This is a genomic window from Streptosporangium sp. NPDC004631 (genome assembly GCF_053601935.1).
Map to the genome: position 1 here is coordinate 46240 of NZ_JBSGCR010000016.1, position 16117 is coordinate 62356.

Annotated in this window: 17 protein-coding genes; 10 read left to right on the forward strand and 7 right to left on the reverse strand. The window is 69.2% G+C overall.

Translation table 11 applies throughout. The annotated features are described in order from the left end of the window. The first annotated feature begins 21 nt into the window (after positions 1 to 21). Positions 22 to 717 (forward strand): DUF4097 family beta strand repeat-containing protein, encoded by a 696-nt coding sequence (locus ACWEF2_RS17940; protein WP_453816487.1) that lies wholly within the window; start codon positions 22 to 24, stop codon positions 715 to 717. A 248-nt stretch (positions 718 to 965) separates the two neighbouring features. Continuing rightward, complete coding sequence (hflX, locus tag ACWEF2_RS17945) at positions 966 to 2333, forward strand: GTPase HflX (RefSeq protein WP_355593064.1); 1368 nt, start codon at positions 966 to 968, stop codon at positions 2331 to 2333. A gap of 110 nt (positions 2334 to 2443) precedes the next feature. On the opposite strand, the gene ACWEF2_RS17950 is transcribed toward hflX, so the two are convergent. The 6 genes from ACWEF2_RS17950 to ACWEF2_RS17975 are packed head-to-tail and all read right to left on the reverse strand — an operon-like array spanning position 2444 to position 8382. Beyond that, the gene (locus ACWEF2_RS17950) at positions 2444 to 4024 is read right to left on the reverse strand and encodes a SpoIIE family protein phosphatase (RefSeq protein ID WP_453816489.1); all 1581 of its coding nucleotides are present in this window, start codon (positions 4022 to 4024) and stop codon (positions 2444 to 2446) included. Between the two features lie 15 nt (positions 4025 to 4039). Further along, a complete protein-coding gene (locus ACWEF2_RS17955; RefSeq protein WP_453816491.1) occupies positions 4040 to 5737 on the reverse strand; it encodes an ATP-binding response regulator in 1698 nt (565 codons plus the stop codon). After that, positions 5734 to 6744 carry an ATP-binding protein gene (locus ACWEF2_RS17960; RefSeq protein ID WP_453816493.1) on the reverse strand — a complete coding sequence of 337 codons (1011 nt, stop codon included), beginning with the start codon at positions 6742 to 6744 and terminating at the stop codon, positions 5734 to 5736. Before ACWEF2_RS17960 ends, ACWEF2_RS17955 begins: the two co-directional genes overlap by 4 nt. Continuing rightward, complete coding sequence (locus tag ACWEF2_RS17965) at positions 6732 to 7133, reverse strand: anti-sigma regulatory factor (RefSeq protein ID WP_355593056.1); 402 nt, start codon at positions 7131 to 7133, stop codon at positions 6732 to 6734. Before ACWEF2_RS17965 ends, ACWEF2_RS17960 begins: the two co-directional genes overlap by 13 nt. Beyond that, positions 7130 to 7510: an STAS domain-containing protein gene (locus ACWEF2_RS17970; RefSeq protein ID WP_355593054.1), complete on the reverse strand. Its 381-nt coding sequence runs from the start codon at positions 7508 to 7510 to the stop codon at positions 7130 to 7132. Before ACWEF2_RS17970 ends, ACWEF2_RS17965 begins: the two co-directional genes overlap by 4 nt. Continuing rightward, on the reverse strand, positions 7510 to 8382 hold the full coding sequence (locus tag ACWEF2_RS17975; RefSeq protein WP_453816496.1) for an STAS domain-containing protein: 873 nt from the start codon (positions 8380 to 8382) through the stop codon (positions 7510 to 7512). The genes ACWEF2_RS17970 and ACWEF2_RS17975 overlap by 1 nt, the downstream gene beginning before the upstream one ends. A gap of 759 nt (positions 8383 to 9141) precedes the next feature. Between ACWEF2_RS17975 and hutI the strand changes: the two genes are divergently transcribed. The 3 genes from hutI to ACWEF2_RS17990 all read left to right on the forward strand — a co-directional run bounded on the left by hutI (position 9142) and on the right by ACWEF2_RS17990 (position 13191). After that, positions 9142 to 10350, forward strand: coding sequence for an imidazolonepropionase (gene hutI / locus ACWEF2_RS17980; protein ID WP_453816498.1), 1209 nt, complete (start codon positions 9142 to 9144; stop codon positions 10348 to 10350). 762 nt (positions 10351 to 11112) lie between these two features. Next, positions 11113 to 11745 (forward strand): helix-hairpin-helix domain-containing protein, encoded by a 633-nt coding sequence (locus ACWEF2_RS17985; RefSeq protein WP_453816500.1) that lies wholly within the window; start codon positions 11113 to 11115, stop codon positions 11743 to 11745. Between the two features lie 150 nt (positions 11746 to 11895). Continuing rightward, positions 11896 to 13191, forward strand: coding sequence for a recombinase family protein (locus ACWEF2_RS17990; protein WP_453816502.1), 1296 nt, complete (start codon positions 11896 to 11898; stop codon positions 13189 to 13191). Here the strand turns inward: ACWEF2_RS17990 and ACWEF2_RS17995 are convergent, their stop codons facing one another. Continuing rightward, positions 13192 to 13722, reverse strand: coding sequence for a hypothetical protein (locus tag ACWEF2_RS17995; RefSeq protein WP_453816504.1), 531 nt, complete (start codon positions 13720 to 13722; stop codon positions 13192 to 13194). Between the two features lie 107 nt (positions 13723 to 13829). On the opposite strand from ACWEF2_RS17995, the gene ACWEF2_RS18000 reads away from it, so the two are divergent. From ACWEF2_RS18000 to ACWEF2_RS18020, 5 genes are read left to right on the forward strand one after another with little or no spacing between them, the layout of a single operon-like run. Then, complete coding sequence (locus ACWEF2_RS18000) at positions 13830 to 14060, forward strand: hypothetical protein (protein ID WP_453816506.1); 231 nt, start codon at positions 13830 to 13832, stop codon at positions 14058 to 14060. Next, a complete protein-coding gene (locus tag ACWEF2_RS18005; protein WP_453816508.1) occupies positions 14053 to 14199 on the forward strand; it encodes a hypothetical protein in 147 nt (48 codons plus the stop codon). Before ACWEF2_RS18000 ends, ACWEF2_RS18005 begins: the two co-directional genes overlap by 8 nt. Continuing rightward, the gene (locus ACWEF2_RS18010) at positions 14186 to 14536 is read left to right on the forward strand and encodes a hypothetical protein (protein WP_453816510.1); all 351 of its coding nucleotides are present in this window, start codon (positions 14186 to 14188) and stop codon (positions 14534 to 14536) included. The genes ACWEF2_RS18005 and ACWEF2_RS18010 overlap by 14 nt, the downstream gene beginning before the upstream one ends. Then, positions 14536 to 14778, forward strand: a complete 243-nt coding sequence (locus tag ACWEF2_RS18015) for a hypothetical protein (protein WP_453816512.1) — start codon at positions 14536 to 14538, stop codon at positions 14776 to 14778. The genes ACWEF2_RS18010 and ACWEF2_RS18015 overlap by 1 nt, the downstream gene beginning before the upstream one ends. Beyond that, complete coding sequence (locus ACWEF2_RS18020; protein ID WP_453816514.1) at positions 14775 to 16115, forward strand: DUF3631 domain-containing protein; 1341 nt, start codon at positions 14775 to 14777, stop codon at positions 16113 to 16115. The genes ACWEF2_RS18015 and ACWEF2_RS18020 overlap by 4 nt, the downstream gene beginning before the upstream one ends. Positions 16116 to 16117: the final 2 nt, after the last annotated feature.

The following is a 16117-nucleotide window of genomic DNA, read 5'->3' on the forward strand; positions in this document are numbered from 1 at the left end:
GGAAATCGAGGACTGGGACTCATGAAGAAGAAGACGATCGCCGCGGGGGCACTCCTGGGTTCGGTCCTCGTGCTGTCCGGCTGCCGCCTCGACGTCGACCTCGGTGACCAGGAGCAGGCCATCACCTCATACGACGTCGGCGGGAGTCTGACCGCGCTGGAGGTTCACACCGACTCCGGGGACATCGTGGTCAACGAGTCGGACCGGTCCGGGGTCCGGGTGACCGAGACGCTCCACTGGACCGGTGACCAGAAGAACAGGCCCAAGACCGAGCACCCCGTGTCGGGCGGCACGCTCACCCTGAGCCAGGAGTGCTCCGGCGGGAACTGCTCGGTGGACTACAAGGTCGAGGTTCCCAGGGGCCTCAAGGCGACGCTCGGATCCAGCGCGGGTGACATCACCATGCGCGCACTGACGGGCGAGGTGAACGCCCACGCCGCCTCCGGCGACATCGAGGCCGCCTCCACGGGGGCCAAGCGGTTCGTCGCCACCACCGGCTCCGGCGACGTCGAGCTGAGGTTCGACACCGTGCCCGACCACGTCGAGATCGAGACCGGCTCCGGCGACGCCGCCGTACGGCTGCCGCAGGCCGACTACAACGTGACGGCCGAGACCGGCTCGGGGGAGAGAACCGTCAAGGTCACCGACGTCCCGTCCTCCTCCCACCGTGTCTCGGTGCGGGCCGGCGCGGGGAGCGTCGACGTGCTTCCCTCCTGAGGTCGTCCACGGAACCCGGCCGGGAAGCGCCGGCCGTCACCTTCCGGCCGGGGGTGACGGTGGGTGAGCGGCCGGATAACCAGATGAGGGCCCGGACGTTCGCGTGGCACCATCATGGGGAAGAGACCTGAGGTGTTCGGGCGTTCTCCTAAGAGAACACGGACCACGCATCTGAATGGAGCAACGACATAGACACTCGTGAGCCGCTGGACCTTGACCGATTCGACGACCTGCCCGAGACCGGTGAGATGGATCTGGCCGAACGCCAGGCGCTGCGCCGGGTCGTGGGCCTCTCCACCGAGCTGGAGGACGTCACCGAGGTCGAATACCGCCAGCTGCGACTTGAGCGGGTCGTCCTGGTCGGCGTCTGGACCTCGGGTACGGCGATCGACGCCGAGAACTCGCTCCTCGAACTGAAGCTGCTCGCCGAGACCGCCGGCTCGGAGGTGCTGGAAGGGCTGATCCAGCGCCGTCAGAAGCCCGACACGGCGACCTACATCGGTTCGGGCAAGGCGCAGGAACTCGCCGACATCGTCTCCGCCACCGGCGCCGACACCGTCGTGTGCGACGGCGAGCTGAGCCCCGGCCAGCTCCGCCAGCTTGAGGAGGTCGTCAAGGTCAAGGTCATCGACCGGACCATGCTGATCCTCGACATCTTCGCCCAGCACGCCAAGAGCCGCGAGGGCAAGGCGCAGGTGGAGCTCGCCCAGCTCAGCTACCTGCTGCCGCGCCTGCGAGGCTGGGGTGGCAACCTGTCCCGCCAGGTCGGTGGACGCGCCGCGGGCGGCGCCGGCATCGGCGGCCGAGGCCCCGGTGAGACCAAGATCGAGCTGGACCGGCGCCGGATCCGCGAGCGGATGGCCAAGCTGCGCCGCCAGATCGTCGAGATGACCGCCTCGCGTGAGACCAAGCGGGCGCGGCGGCTGGAGCGCGAGGTTCCGGCCGTCGCCATCGCCGGTTACACCAACGCGGGCAAGTCCTCGCTGCTGAACCGGCTCACCGGTGCCGGAGTGCTGGTGGAGGACGCCCTGTTCGCCACGCTGGACCCGACCGTCCGCAGGGCGCACACGCCGGACGGCCGCCTGTTCACGCTGGCCGACACAGTCGGATTCGTCCGGCATCTGCCGCACCAGCTCGTCGAGGCGTTCCGCTCCACCCTGGAGGAGGTCGGCGACGCCGACCTGATCCTGCACGTGGTCGACGGCTCGCACCCCGATCCGGAGTCGCAGCTCGCCGCGGTGCGGGAGGTGGTCGCCGACATCGAGGGCGCCCGCGACATTCCGGAGATCGTGGTCATCAACAAGGCCGACGTCGCCGACCCGGTGGTGCTGGCCCAGCTGACCGCGAGGGAGAGGCACACCGTCGTCGTCTCGGCCCGCACCGGCGCCGGCATGGACGAGCTGATGGCCGTGATCGAGCGGGAGCTGCCCCGCTTCGACCAGGAGGTCCGGCTGCTCGTGCCGTACCAGCGCGGCGACCTCATCTCCCGGGCCCACCGGGAGGGCGAGGTGCTCGGCCTTGAGCACACCGGAGACGGCACGATCCTGCACGCCAGGGTTCTGCCCGGTCTCTTCGCCGAGCTGGAGAGGACCGCCAAGCCGGTCGAGACCGTCTGACCCGGGCCCCGCCCGCCCCACGTCCCGTCCGTGCCCCGCCTCGACCACAGGTGGGGCGGGGCGCGGTGGGGCGGGCACCGGTCCGGTTTCCCCGGGGCGACCCGCGGTTTTCAGCGAGAGGGGCTGCGGCGGAACGCCACGAGCGCCACGTCGTCCTCCCGGGCGCCGAACTGCTTGATCAGCCGGTCGCAGAAGAGCTCCAGATCGTCCTCCACGGTCTCCGCCAGGTGCCGCACGATCTCCAGGCTCTCGTCGAGCAGCTTGTCGCGGTCCTCGACGAGCCCATCGGTGAACAGCAGCACGCCCCCCTCCTCAGGCAGGGTCAGCCGGTCGATCCGGTAGGTCTCCTCGGCCACGCCCAGCAGGAGATTACCCAGGCGGTCGTAGCGGGACTCCCCGTGACCGATGAACAACGGCGGGATGTGACCCGCGTTGGCGATCTCCATCTTCCCGGTGGCCGGATCGATGAGGATCAGGCAGACCGTGGCGGTCATGCCGGGGTGATAGCGCCGCAGGACGTTGTTGAGCAGTGCCATGGAGGCGCCCAGGTCCACGGTGCCGATGAGGGAGGCGCGCAGCGCGTGGCGGAGTTCCGCCATGACCGTCGCGGCGAGCAACGAGTGCCCCTGGACGTCCCCGATGGCGATGAGCACCCGACTGTCCAGCCGCAGCACCTCGTAGAAGTCGCCGCCGACCTCCACGTTGTCCAGCGACGGCTGATAGCGCCAGCTGATCTCCAGCCCCGGTGTCTCGGGGATCCGCGCGGGCAGCAGGCTGCGCTGCAGGGTGAGGGCGATCGCGTGCTCCTCGGCGTAGGCGCGCAGCGCGTCCACCGCCAGGGCCAGAGCCTGCCCGAGCTGGCGCAGGATGTTGGACTCGTCCTCGTCGAGCGACGGCACCGCCTCCACCCCGAGGTAGACGGCCGGTCGGCCGGCCTTGGTGCGGCAGAGCACCCCCAAGACGTCGCCGCCGATCTCCGCGTCGGGCATCAGTCTCAGCCATTCGTCCGCCGGGACCGTGAAGACCTGGGTCCCGGCCGCGTCGCCCAGCGACATCGCGCCCAGTGTGAGCAGCGTGTCCGGCGTCGTGGCCCTGGGCGCGGCGCCCGCCCGAGGCATGGCCGTGTATCTCCGGACCCGGCCGTCCGGCGGGAGCGTCAGCGTGCCGGACTGCCGGCCGAGGATCCGGGAGGTGCCCTCGACGGCGGTGGTGAGGAGCTCGTCGAAGGTCTCGGCGGAGTTCATCGCGAGGGTGACCTCGGTGAGGGCCGCCAGCCGCCCGGCCATCCGCTCCGCCCGCTGCCGCGCCCGGTAGTAGCGCAGGGTGGCCTCGATCGTCGCGGTGAACTCGTCCGGTTCGACCGGTTCGGCCAGGTAGGCGTCGGCTCCGCGTTCGAGGCCGTGGGCCCGGTCGGCGGGGGTGATGGCCGCCCCGGAGATCTGGACGACCGGTATCGAGGCCGTCGCCGGATCGGCCTTGATCTGCTCACAGACCTCGTAGCCGCTGATGTCGGGCAACCGTACGTCGAGGACGACCAGGTCGGGGTGGAGCTCCCTGACCTTGGCGAGCGCCTCCAGCCCGCCGGTGGCCTGCAGCACCTGATGTCCCGATCGCCGCAGCCAGCTGGACAGGATGTAGAGCTTGGTCGGCGTGTCGTCCACGACCAGTATCGTTCCCGGCCCCTCAGGCATCGCGCTGCCCCCCTCTCACCGCGCTCCTGACTCCGAGCCGTCGTTTCGCCGCAGCGCACTCCGCACGGCCTCCCGCAGGTTGTCCCCGCGCAGCTCGCTCTTGGCGATGACGGTGTGCGCCTCCTGCGGATACTGGTGGGCGGCCGCGAGGGTCACCACGACCACCGGTATCTCGCGCAGCCGTTCGTCGTCGGCCAGCCGCTGGAGCAGGGCCGTACCGTCGAGGCGGGGCATCAGCAGGTCCACCAGCGCGACGTCCGGCGGGTTCTCCGCCATCATCTCCAGCGCGGCCAGCCCGTCGGCGGCCTCGTCGACGTGGGTGGCGAACCCGGCGAGCATCCGCCGTACGGTGGCGCGGAACTCCGCGTCGTCGTCCGCGACGAGCACCCGGCCGACCACCGGCGCCTCGTCGTGCCGGTGCGGCAGCCTCAGGGTGACCGTGGTCCCCGCCCCGGCCGTGCTGACCAGCCGGAGCGTGCCGCCCATCGCCTCCGCCAGCCGGCGGGCGTACGGCAGGCCGAGCCCGGTGCCCTTGGTCCGCACCTGAATCGGCCCCGGCACCTGGTAGAACTCCTCGAAGACGCGCTCCTGGTGCTCCTCGGGGATGCCGATCCCGGTGTCGGTCACCCTGAAGACCACCTCGTGGGTGGCGGCGTCGAGGCTGACGTCCAGGAGGACCTCGCCCTCCTCGGTGAACTTCAGCGCGTTCGACATCAGGTTGCGCAGGGTCCGGGTGAGCATCACCTCGTCCGCCGACATCTCGGGCGACTCCGGCGCGATCCGCACCGAGAGCGTGACCCGGTCGGTCTCGCTGGTGGGGCGGAGCGTCCTGCGCAACTGCTCGGCCAGGGCGACCAGGTCCACCGCCGACGGCTGCGGGTCCAGCCGGCCCGACTCGGCCTTGGCCATGTCGAGCAGCTCGCTCACCAGGGTGAGGAGCGTTCCCGCGGAGGAGCCGATGAGCTGTATCTGGTGGAGCTGCTCGTCGGTCAGCGGTTCCCCGCCGGGACCCACCAGCAGACGGACCAGGCCGATGATCGAGTTGAGCGGGGTGCGCAGCTCGTGGCTGACCGTGGCCCAGAACCGATCCTTGGCGTCGCTCGCTTTCCGCAGCTGCGCGGACTTCTCGTCCAGCTCCGCGTAGAGCGCCACAACGCCGCGGTTGGTCTCCTCCAGCTCCTCGGAGAGCTGGTTGTACAGGGCAAGCACACCCTGGTTGGTCTCCTCCAGCTCGGAGTTGAGCTGGAGGACCTCCTCCAGGGTCGCGGCGAGTTCGCGGTTCTGCCGGCGCAGTTCCTCGAAGGCCGTCGCGGGTGTCAGCTCGGCGAGCCTGGCGCGTATCTCCTCCGCGGAGGGCCTCGGGCCGCCGTGCGGAAGCCGTTTGAGCATGCTCACTGTCCCCTTGGCGGGGTCCAACTCGATCGTGTCGACGAGACGCCCCGCCAGCGTAACGCCGTCCGCCGATTGAAAATCCGTCCGCGGCGGGAAGCCGATCGTGACGAGCAGGCCGTCCTGTTCCAGCAGGAAGACGACCGACGCCTCGAACCCCTCGTTGAGGATCTCCCGCCCGACCTCGCTCAGGGCCGTGGCCAGCCGGATCTGGTCCTGGGACTGCAGCCCGGCGGCCTTCGCCGCCTCGCGGCCCAGCTTGCGCATGGCGAGCACGTCCTGCTCCTGCTGGACGCGCATCCGGATCAGTTCGTCGCCGGTCATGTCCCCGGCCTCACGGTGACCACGCAGGCGTCGTCTCTGCGGGTTCCGGCGTCGCGCAGCAGCGTGGTGGCGATGACGGAGGGGGCGCGCGTGACGAGCCCCGGATAGGAGGTGATGTCCCAGCGGTCGGAGAGCCCGTCGGAGTGGAGCACGACCACGCTGTGCGGTGGCACGGCGTATTCGTACTGGCGCAGGGTCCTGGCCTGGTGGCCCGCTATACCGGGCACCGAGATCATTCCCTGCCTGCCGTCCTGGTGGGCGATCCACGCCGAGACGTTGCCCAGGCCGGCGAAGCTCACCGTGGCCGCCGTACGGTCGATCCGGGCCACGGCGACCGCGCCGCCCCTGGTCTGACCCAGCCCCAGGTGGATCCGTTCCAGGGCACCGGCCGGTGCGAGGTCCGGGCGCTCAAGGAACAGCCGTACCGCCTCCTGCGAGGCGTGGGCAGCCAGGCTGCCGTGGCCGAGCCCGTCGCAGAGCATCACGGTCACCACGGCGCCGGTGTCGACGGCGGCGAACGCGTCACCACAGGCGATCTCCTCGCCGATCGGGCGCCGCACGCCGCTCAGCCGGCCCGAGGGCCGTGGAGCGTCGCGCGCGGTGAAGTACATGCCGAGCACCGTGCCCCGCCCCGGCATGGAGTGAACCTCGTATCCGCTGGCCATCCGCGCGATGCCGCCCAGGCCGATGCCGAGGGTGCCCGCCGTGGAGTAACCGTCGCGCAGAGCACGCGAGATGTCGCGCATGCCCGGCCCCCGGTCGGCGGCGACGACCTCGATCGCCGAAGCCATCTCCGGATGCGGCCGGATCAGCATGGTCCCCTCCACGGCGTGCTTGACCAGGTTCGACGCGGCCTCGCTCACCGCGACGGCCACCCGCCCGGCGTCCTCCTCGTCGAATCCCCGCCGCTCGGCCAGTACGACCGCCGCTCGGCGCAGGGCGCCGATCGCGCTCGCGTCCTCGGCCCTCGTCCATGTGTCGTCGTGGGAACGGATCACCTGGCCCATTTGGTCACCGTGATCAGCGTCCCCTCGCCGGGAGCCGACTTCACATCGAACTCGTCGACCAGGCGGCGGGAGCCGCTGAGGCCCAGGCCGAGCCCGCCGCCGGTGGTCCACCCGTCGACGAGCGCCTGCTGGATGTCGGGGATGCCGGGTCCCTCGTCGCTGAAGGTCAGGCGCAGGCCCCGGCGCACGCCACTGTGCACGATCTCGATGCGCACCTGCCCGCCTCCCGCGTAGACCAGCGCGTTACGGGCCAGTTCGCTGGCCGCGGTCACCACCTTGGTCTGGTCGACGAGCGAGAGCCCCACGTCCAGGGCCGCGGTTCTGACGTTCTGCCGTACCAGGACGACGTCGCTGTTGCTGTTGACGGGCAGCTCGGCGGGGGATGTCACCGGGCGGCCGAGGCGATCTGCGCGCCCTCGATGTGGTTGAGCAGCGCGACACCCTTTTCGAGGTTGAGGGCGGTGCGCACGCCTCCGAGGGAGAGGCCGAGCTCCACCAGGGTGATCGCCACCGCCGGACGCATGCCGACGACCACCGTCTCGGCGTCGAGCATGCGGGAGATCGCCGCGATGGTGGCCAGCATGCGGCCGATGAACGAGTCGACGATCTCCACGGCGGTGATGTCGATGATCACTCCTCGTGCGCCCGTCGAGACCACCTTGTCCGCCAGGTCCTCCTGAAGCGCGAGGACGCTCTGGTCCTGGAGGTCGATCTGGATGGAGACGATGAGGATGTCCCCGAGCTTGAGGACGGGTACGCGGTCCATCAGCCCTCCTCGGTTCTCACGGCGACGCGGGTCTTCCTGCTGACGAACTCGACGCCGCTCTCCCGAAGCGCGTGCGCGAGGGCGTCGGCGAGCGAGGACTTGGTCACGATGTCGCCGAACTCGATGCCGAGGGTGACGATGGTGTGGGCGATCTGCGGGCGGATGCCGGAGATCACGCACTCGGCGCCCATCAGCCGTGCCGCGACCACGGTCTTGAGCAGGTGCTGGGCGACCTGGGTGTCCACCGCCGGCACGCCGGTGATGTCGATGACCGCGTGCTCGGAACCGGTGTCCACCAGCGTCTGCAGCAGCTTCTCCATCACCACCTGGGTCCTGGCCGAGTCGAGCGTGCCGACCAGCGGCACCGCCACGATGCCGTCCCAGAGCTTGACCACCGGGGTGGAGAGCTCCAGGAGCTGCTCCGCCTGATCGATGATGACCTTCTCCCTCGCCGTCGCGTAGTTCTCCATCGTGAGAAGTCCCAGGTCGTCGATGACCCGGGAGAACCAGATGAAACCTCGCAGGGCCTCCGGAGAGCCGTCGTCCTCGATGGTCTCGTAGAGCGCCTCCTTCAGCCCGAACACCATGACGGCCGTCTCGGTCGGGGTGAACCCCTGACGGGCGCGGGTCCGGGAGAGCTCGGCGAGCAGCCCGCGCAGGTCGCTGAGGTCTCCGGAGTCGGCGAACGACCGCTGTAGCGCCTGGTAGAGCTCCTGGAGCCGGTCGGCCGTGTCGGCGCGACCGGGGTGACCACCGGGGTGACCGCCGGAGGGTGATCCCGCTATCTTCAGCCAGCGTTTGAAGATGCGCTCCTCGTTCTCTCGGAGCAGCTCTTCGATGCGACGCCGACCGGCGTCTGCGGAGACGGACAAGGTGACTCCCCCATACATGCGTCTTACAGATAGCTCGCACGAAAGGTTACACGGAATGTCCTGCTTAGAGCCTATTTAGGGGATGGGGGTGACGGGAGTCGTCCACTGGCCGGGCGGCCCTGGATCCGTGGAGTGCCGGCGCGGACGGCCGTGCGCTCCGCAGACCTTGATCACCGGCTGTCGCGGGGGCGCCGGGGAGGCGTTCCGATTTCCCCGAGTATCACCCTAGGTAGATCGAAGGTCGCACCGCAATCGTCAAGCTTGCGCCGGAGGGGGTCTGTGGGGTGCACTGAGGGCGCGACAAACCCGACAAAAGCCGTAAAAGTGACAGTGGTCGGGCGGGGTTTGGATTGCTACCATAAGTCAAATCCCGCGAGATGTTGGGCCGCCTGTTGTCCTGGCGGCCGCTGTTACGGATGAGCAAACAGTGGTTTGAGCTGTGCAAACGTACTCGGGCCGAGTGAAACCATGAAGCCGGCGAGCCGGATGTGGCCATGGTGAAACGGCGTTCTTCCCAATTAGCCTGTACAGCGAGCTCACTTGTGAAATAACGTAACTGAACTGAAATCGCCCGATCATGATCTCGGCGATACTGTCGCCGCACAACGATATGCGGATGAGAGCAGGAGACCCCCCAATGTCGTCCGGATACAGAGCGGACCCGGTGGGCATGGCGCCCCGCACCGGCCGGGTCGGCTCGTCCTGTCCTGAGACGGTCTCCCTCCCGACGTCTTCCCCTGCGCGCAAGGCGGTGATGCTATGACGGTCCGCCTTCTGACCAACATCGGCCGGCTCTGGACCGGCAACGACGTGTGCAGCAACGCCGCGATCCTGGTGCACAACGACCGGATCGCGTGGGTCGGCCGCGCGGCGGACCTGCCTCAGAGCGTGCCCGGCGTGGTGGATGACATCGTCGATGTCGACCACGTCGAGAACCTCGGCGGCGCGCTGGTCACGCCCGGCCTGATCGACGCTCACACCCACCCGGTCTACGCCGGCAACCGCTACGCCGAGATGGCCATGCGCTCCGGCGGCTCCACCTCGTCCGCGATCACCGCGGCCGGCGGCGGCGTCGGGTCCACCGTCACGGTGACCCGCGGCACCGATCCGTGGACCCTCTGCAACGGCGTCCGCGAGCGTCTGCGCGAATGGCTGCTCAGCGGCACCACGACGGTCGAGGCCAAGACCGGCTACCACCTCACCCGCGACGGCGAGCTGGCCGACGTGCGGCTCCTGCGCGAGCTCGAAAAAGAGCCGATGATGCCGCGCGTGCACGTCACCTTCCTCGCCGCCCACGTCGTCCCGCCGGAATACTTCGGCCGTCAGCGCGACTACGTCGAGGCCGTGGGTGCCTGGTGCGCCGACGCGGCGGCGGCCGGAGCCGACAGCGTCGACGTCTACTGCGACGAAGGCCACTTCACCACCGACGAGGCACGCTGGGTCCTCGCCTCCGGCCGCAACGTCGGACTGCTGCCCCGCGTGCACGCCGGCGCCTACAGCCGGCGCGGAGCCGTCCAACTCGCCGCCGAGCTCGGCTGTGCCTCCGCCGACCTGCTGCACCACACCTCCGACGAGGACATCTCGATCCTGGCCCGCTACGGCGTCCCCGCCGTGGTCTGTCCGGGAACCGCGCTTCAGCGTGGCAGCCTGCCACCGGTGCGGCGGATGCTCTCCCAGGGGGTCACCGTGGCGCTCGGCAGCGACCACAACCCCGGTCACTGCGGGATCACCTCCATGTCCCTGGTCATCAGCCTCGCGGTGGCCGCCTTCGGGATGAGTGTCGGCGACGCGCTCCGTGCCGCCACCATCGGCGGAGCCGCCGTGCTCGGTGTTCCCGACCGAGGCGTCCTCGCCCCCGGCCGCCTGGCCGACATCGTCCAGTGGGACGCCGACCACGAAGGCGCCTTCGCCTGGTCGTTCGGCCTCAAGCCCCGCCGAGTCTGGCGCGGCGGCACCCCCATCCAGTAGTCCCCGCCCGGCCGCCCACCCGTCTGGCCGCCTCACGTCCCCTCGTCCCCCGTCCGGCCGTCCATCCGTTCACCTGTCCGGCCTGTGGGCCCACTTTCGGCCCGGGGCCTACGGCCCTATGGCTTCGCCCTTGCGCGTTCCATCCGTCCTGGTGTTGTCCACAGCTCCGCGGGGACGTCGTCGAGTTTTCCCCAGAGTCGGATTCGGTTGAGAACCGCGGTGCGCCGCCGTCATAGCGTCCGGAACGTGCGGACCACAGATCAGGCCACCGAGCGGTTCCGGGCAGAGGCGCGGCTGCGGGCGCTGACGGCGTTCACCGCCCGCGATCCTGGGCCCCTCCCGGGTCACCGCCCTGACCGGGCCCGCTCAGCCCACCCGACCGCACACCCCGCCCCACCTCCCCCCACCTCCGCGGCCGATCAGACGCGCCCGGCTCATCTGGTCGCCTCGCCCTGTCCCACCCCCGTGGCAGACCCGGCCTGTCCGGTTCACTTGGCCGACCAGGTTTACCGTCCCACCCGTCCGGTCCCCGAGGACGGCGCCCCAGGCCCTGGCGGTTCCGCCGGTCGAGACGGCCTGCCCCGATCCGATCGCGTACCTCTCTCAGATGATCCGTCTCCATCCGGCTGCCCCGCCGACTCGGACGGTCACGCGCGTTCCGAGGGCTTTGCCCGATCCCTCGGACCCGCCGCCCGGATCCGATCCGCTCCGCTCCCACCCTCGTTCGAAGCCCTCCGTACGGCTGTCGCCGCGCAGGGGCCCATGTTCGACCCGGGCCGTCCCGGGCTACGCGTGCTCCTCCTCGTCGCCCTCATCGCGGTCGTCGCGGGTGGTGTCTACGCCTGGCGCTCCCAGCCGGAGCCCGAGCCTCTCGCTCCACCCACGCCCGTTGGGTCTTCCCTTTCGGCGCCGTCAGCCGGCCCGTCCCCGCAGCCCACCACCGTCGGCGGTGGCCCGGTGGGCGGGGTCGGAGCCGGGGTCGGCGGCGGCACGGTCGGCGAGGTCACCGTCCACGTGACCGGCAAGGTTCGCCGCTCCGGAGTGATCAGTCTGCCCGTTGGCTCCCGGGTCGCCGACGCGCTCCGGGCCGCCGGAGGCACGCGCGAAGGTGCCACGGCCGGTTCTCTCAACCTCGCCCGCAGGCTCGTCGACGGAGAGCAGATCACCGTCGGTGCCTCCGGTCCCGCAGGAGCGGCGGCGCCCGTTCCCGCCGACCCCGCCACGGCCGTCCTCGACCTCAACACCGCCACTCCGCAGCAGCTCGAACAACTCCCGGGCGTCGGTGAGGTGCTCGCCCACCGCATCACCGAGTATCGCGACGGCCACGGCGGCTTCCGGAGCATCGAACAACTCCGCGAGATCAGCGGCATCGGCGACCCAATAAAGTCAAGGTAACCTAACGGCATGCTTCCTACAAGGGCCGCCCTCCTCCTCCGTATCTCCGACGACAAGGCCGGAGATGCCGCCGGTGTCGGCCGCCAAGGGCAGGACGGCCGCAAGCGCGCTGCCCTCCTCGGCTGGACTCTCGGCCCAGATGACACACACGTGATCATCGAGAACTCCACCTCAGCCTTCAAGCGCCGAAAAATCATGCTGCCCGATGGGTCCACCGCCCTCCGTACAGTACGGCCGGGCTTCCGGCGGGGACTCGACATGCTGGCTTCGGGCGAGGCTGACGGCCTGCTTGTTTACGATCTTGACCGGCTCGCGAGAGACCCACGCGACCTCGAAGACCTCATCGACATTGTTGAAGCCAAGGGCGTTCCCGTCACCGACGTCTCCGGCGGACTCGACCTCTCCACCGATGCGGGCGTCACGCAGGCCCGGGTTCTCCTGGCATTCGCGAACAAGTCCAGCCGGGACACCGCGCGTAGGGTCACCCGCAAACACGAGGAACTCGCCGAGCAGGGCAAACCCGGCGGCGGGGGCATCCGGCCGTTCGGGTACGGCAAGCAGCGAACCGAAATCGTCGAGGACGAAGCCAAGGAAATCAGGTGGATGGCCGCGCGGCTCCTTGAGGGGATGAGCCTCTACTCCATCGCTGACAACCTCAACGCCCGCGGCATCAAGCCCGTGCGCTCGGAGAGGTGGAATACGGCGTCGATCAAGTCCGTACTGAAGAGCCCGCGGGTGGCTGGTCTCCGCGTCCACCTCGGAAAGGTCACCGGTGCCGCGACATGGCCGGCGATCCTCGACCGTGATACCTGGGAGGCGGTGTGCGCCAGGCTCGCAGAGAATGCCTCCGGTGTCAGCAATCAGCTAACCCGCTGGCTCAACGGCGTGCTCCGCTGCTCCCTGTGCGGCCACGACCTACAGGGAGCAGCGGGGGGTACCAAGCCCAAGGCCCAGCCGCGCTACTGGTGTGCCACACCGAATGGTGGTTGCGGGAAGATCGCGATTAGCGCCCTCATGTGCGAGAGGGAGGTGGAACGTCAGATTGTGGAGTATCTGACCACACCTGACGTCCTCGTTCGCCTACGCGCGTCCACCTCATCCGGCAACGTCGACCAGGCCCGCGCCGACCTCGCCCGCGACGAGGAAGACCTGAAGCAGATGGCGGGAATGTGGGGAAGGAGGGAGCTGTCCCTCGCCGAGTACATGGAGGCCCGTAAGCCGGTCATGGCTCGGATCGAGGAAGCCCGTCTCTACGTCACCGCGTCAGCGCCGCGCATTCTCCGGACCATCCTGGCCGGCGACGTCGCCGAGAACTTCGCCCAGGCAACGCCCGCACAGAAGCGCGACGTCGTTCTGAGCATCCTGCCTGGCTACATCGTGCTACCCCACGACAAGACGAAGGCGCGCCGGTTCGACCCGACGCGCCTCAAGCCGATCGAGAACTAGTCACCCAGCGCGGCCCGGCTGCCCCTTCGGCAGGAAGCCACGGCGTCGGGCCTCGTTGACCCATCGGCGGACCGTCGCCACTGGCACCCCTGACGCCTCAGAAATGCGCACAGCGGGCCGCGCTGTCTCCATAGTCGCCAGGCGGTAGACCCCTGCGACCCGCTTATAGAAATCCTCTGGATCGACTCCGTCAGGGCGGGGAAGCGCCAGAGGGGAGCGCTTCCCTTCCCGGCGTCGCTCCGGGGCCTCGACGAGCCCTCCTCTTAGGGCGGACACGTGAGGGTCGTCGGCGGATTTTGCGGCCAAGTGCTGCTTCAGGAACGGTCGCCCATTGACCATTGCCTCGATCTTCCCCACGGAGAGCCCCCGCAGATCCGACCCCGTCAGCTGGTCGTCACTGGACACCATGAGGTCCCGGACGACCAGCTCGCCGCGCTCATCAGGCACCAGGCGCGCGAAAACGTACACCCCCGGGGTGTCGGTGCTGTAGCTGACCCACGAGCTGTTCGCGTCGAACGACAGGAAGCGCATGATGCCGACCATAGATGGTGGTGAGCCTGTTCGCATACCCGAGCAGGTTTCGGCGTAGTACGGCAATAAGTTGCGCGGTTGAGAGTTCCTCTGGTACCACTGCCATCATGCGAACAAGTTTTCAAAGCCACGCGGACGATCCTCCGGTTGTTCTCGGCTGCTCGGTCAAGGCCGGGGCCAAGGCCCTGGGGATCGGGGAGCGTCTCACGCGGGACCTCGTGGCCTCCGGCAAGATCGAGAGCGTCAAGATCGAGGGGCGTCGCGTCATCGTCGTCGCCGCCCTCGCCGAGTTTTTTAACCTTCTCCGCACCGCCCAGAACGGTGGCGCCAGTGAGTGAGCACAGCGGCGCCCAAGCGGAAATCCGCCCCCTGATCGACGTGATCGGCCTGCCGAGTCCGGAGACGTGCCGCCGCCTGGTGGTGCTGCTCAGGCTCGCCGAGCCGAGGATGGGAAGGGGCGCCGATGCCGCCGCCTAGCAAGCAAAAAGGTCCCGGCGGGAGCGCCAACTCCCACCAGGACCAGAACACCCAGATGGGCGACTACGACAGCCCCAAGGGTAACCGGAAGCGCGGCCCGCGTCACGTTCCTGGGCAGACCGCGCTCCCGGCCTTCGTTCCCGCCGAGGTGCTCATCCCGAGTCCCGGCCGTACCCGGGTCGCCCTCATCGTGCGTGACTGCCCGCGCTGCGAGGGCGTCCACCTTCACGTGTGCAGCTCGCCCGCGCCCAAGGTGCTCAGCCGCCGCGCTGGCTGCGGGCAGCGATACGACCTCTACCCCTTCAAGGCGGCCCGCCGCGGAAGGCGGGCCGCGTGATGTGTGACGACCACGCTCACCTCGCCGAGATGCGGCGCCTCGTCGAAGACCTCGCCGCCCAGCATCGTGCCGAGCGTCGCGCCTACACCGCCGGCTACAACGACGGACACCGCAGCGGATGGGAGATCGGCTACGCCCACGCCTGCTACGAAATGGCCCGCGCCTGGTCTGCGATCCGTGACCGGGTCCTGGCCGCCGCCCGCCGTCCTGTCCGTACCGAGTTCCCGAGGAGGAGCGCGTGAGTCACCTCCGTGTCGCTGGCGACCAGTCCGGCGCCGAACTTCTCGACGAACTCAAGGCGACCTTGCAGAGGTACGTGATCCTGCCGTCCGAAGAGGCCGCCGATGCGATCACGCTGTGGATCGCTGCCACCCATGGCGTGCCCGCCTGGGAGATCGCAACCCGCCTGTTCATCAGCAGCCCGCAGAAGCGGTGCGGTAAGTCCCGGCTGCTCGACATCGTCGAGGCGACCAGCTATTCGGCGCTGGTGACGGTGAACATCAGCCCGGCCGCCCTGGTCCGCTCGATCGGTGATGACCCGCCCACGCTCATGCTGGATGAGGCCGACACCGTGTTCGGACCGAAAGCCGCAGGCGATCATGAGGATCTGCGCGGCCTGATCAACGCCGGATTCCAGCGCAACCGCCCATACATCCGCTGGGACGCGACCATCCGCAGGCCGGAGACCTGTCCGACCTTCGCCATGGTGGCCCTGGCCGGGATCGGCAACATGCCCGACACCATCATGGACAGGGCCGTGATCATTAAGATGCGGCGGCGGGCGCCTGGCGAGACGGTCAAGCCCTACCGGACCCGCAGGGACGGCCCCCCGCTGAACAACCTGCGCGACCGGCTCAACGTGTGGGTCCGCGCGAACATCGCGGCCATGCAGAACGCCGAGCCCGAGATGCCCGTTGATGACCGTGCGGCGGATGCCTGGGAGTCCCTGATCATCGTCGCCGACCAGGCAAGTGAGGAGTGGGGCAAACGGGCGCGGGAGGCGGCGCGCGCCTTCACCGAACGCGACCAGGAAGCCGACACCAAGGGGTCGATGTCAGTCCGGTTGCTCAAGGACCTGAAGACCGTTTTCGGGGAGGCCCGCCAGCTCCACACATCCACGATCTTGGACCACCTGTGCAAGATCGAGGATGCCCCTTGGAGCGACTACTACGGGCGCCCGTTCGGTGCCCGTGATCTCGCGAAGCTCCTAGAGCTGTACGAGATCAAGCCCAAGGACGTCCGCGAGAACAGCGGGCCGAATCGCAAGGGCTACAGCGCCGACGATCTCCATGATGCGTGGGTTCGGTACATCCCCAGGCAGGGGGAGCGCGACAAGGGCGACAAGGGCGACTTGCCTGGTCAGGCTGTCGCGGAACAACTCCCTGTCGCGGATGTATCCGCGACAAGGGAAACGTCCGCGACTGCCCTGAGCTGCAAAGACGCGGATGTCGCCCTTGTCGCGGATACCCCGCCTAAACCGCGTCCGACCGACCCCAACTCATGCACCGCGTGCGGCTACCTCCTCGACCCGGCACTCACCAAGGCCGGGTTCACCACCCACCCCGGATGCAGGGAGTAGCC

What these genes read in the sequence shown, in the direction of transcription:
- ACWEF2_RS17940 (WP_453816487.1), top strand. Translation starts at nt 22, where the DNA reads ATGAAGAAGAAGACGATCGCCGCGGGGGCACTCCTGGGTTCGGTCCTC.
- hflX (WP_355593064.1), top strand. Translation starts at nt 966, where the DNA reads ATGGATCTGGCCGAACGCCAGGCGCTGCGCCGGGTCGTGGGCCTCTCC.
- ACWEF2_RS17950 (WP_453816489.1), bottom strand. Translation starts at nt 4,024, where the DNA reads ATGCCTGAGGGGCCGGGAACGATACTGGTCGTGGACGACACGCCGACC.
- ACWEF2_RS17955 (WP_453816491.1), bottom strand. Translation starts at nt 5,737, where the DNA reads ATGACCGGCGACGAACTGATCCGGATGCGCGTCCAGCAGGAGCAGGAC.
- ACWEF2_RS17960 (WP_453816493.1), bottom strand. Translation starts at nt 6,744, where the DNA reads ATGGGCCAGGTGATCCGTTCCCACGACGACACATGGACGAGGGCCGAG.
- ACWEF2_RS17970 (WP_355593054.1), bottom strand. Translation starts at nt 7,510, where the DNA reads ATGGACCGCGTACCCGTCCTCAAGCTCGGGGACATCCTCATCGTCTCC.
- hutI (WP_453816498.1), top strand. Translation starts at nt 9,142, where the DNA reads ATGACGGTCCGCCTTCTGACCAACATCGGCCGGCTCTGGACCGGCAAC.
- ACWEF2_RS17985 (WP_453816500.1), top strand. Translation starts at nt 11,113, where the DNA reads ATGTTCGACCCGGGCCGTCCCGGGCTACGCGTGCTCCTCCTCGTCGCC.
- ACWEF2_RS17995 (WP_453816504.1), bottom strand. Translation starts at nt 13,722, where the DNA reads ATGCGCTTCCTGTCGTTCGACGCGAACAGCTCGTGGGTCAGCTACAGC.
- ACWEF2_RS18000 (WP_453816506.1), top strand. Translation starts at nt 13,830, where the DNA reads ATGCGAACAAGTTTTCAAAGCCACGCGGACGATCCTCCGGTTGTTCTC.
- ACWEF2_RS18010 (WP_453816510.1), top strand. Translation starts at nt 14,186, where the DNA reads ATGCCGCCGCCTAGCAAGCAAAAAGGTCCCGGCGGGAGCGCCAACTCC.
- ACWEF2_RS18015 (WP_453816512.1), top strand. Translation starts at nt 14,536, where the DNA reads ATGTGTGACGACCACGCTCACCTCGCCGAGATGCGGCGCCTCGTCGAA.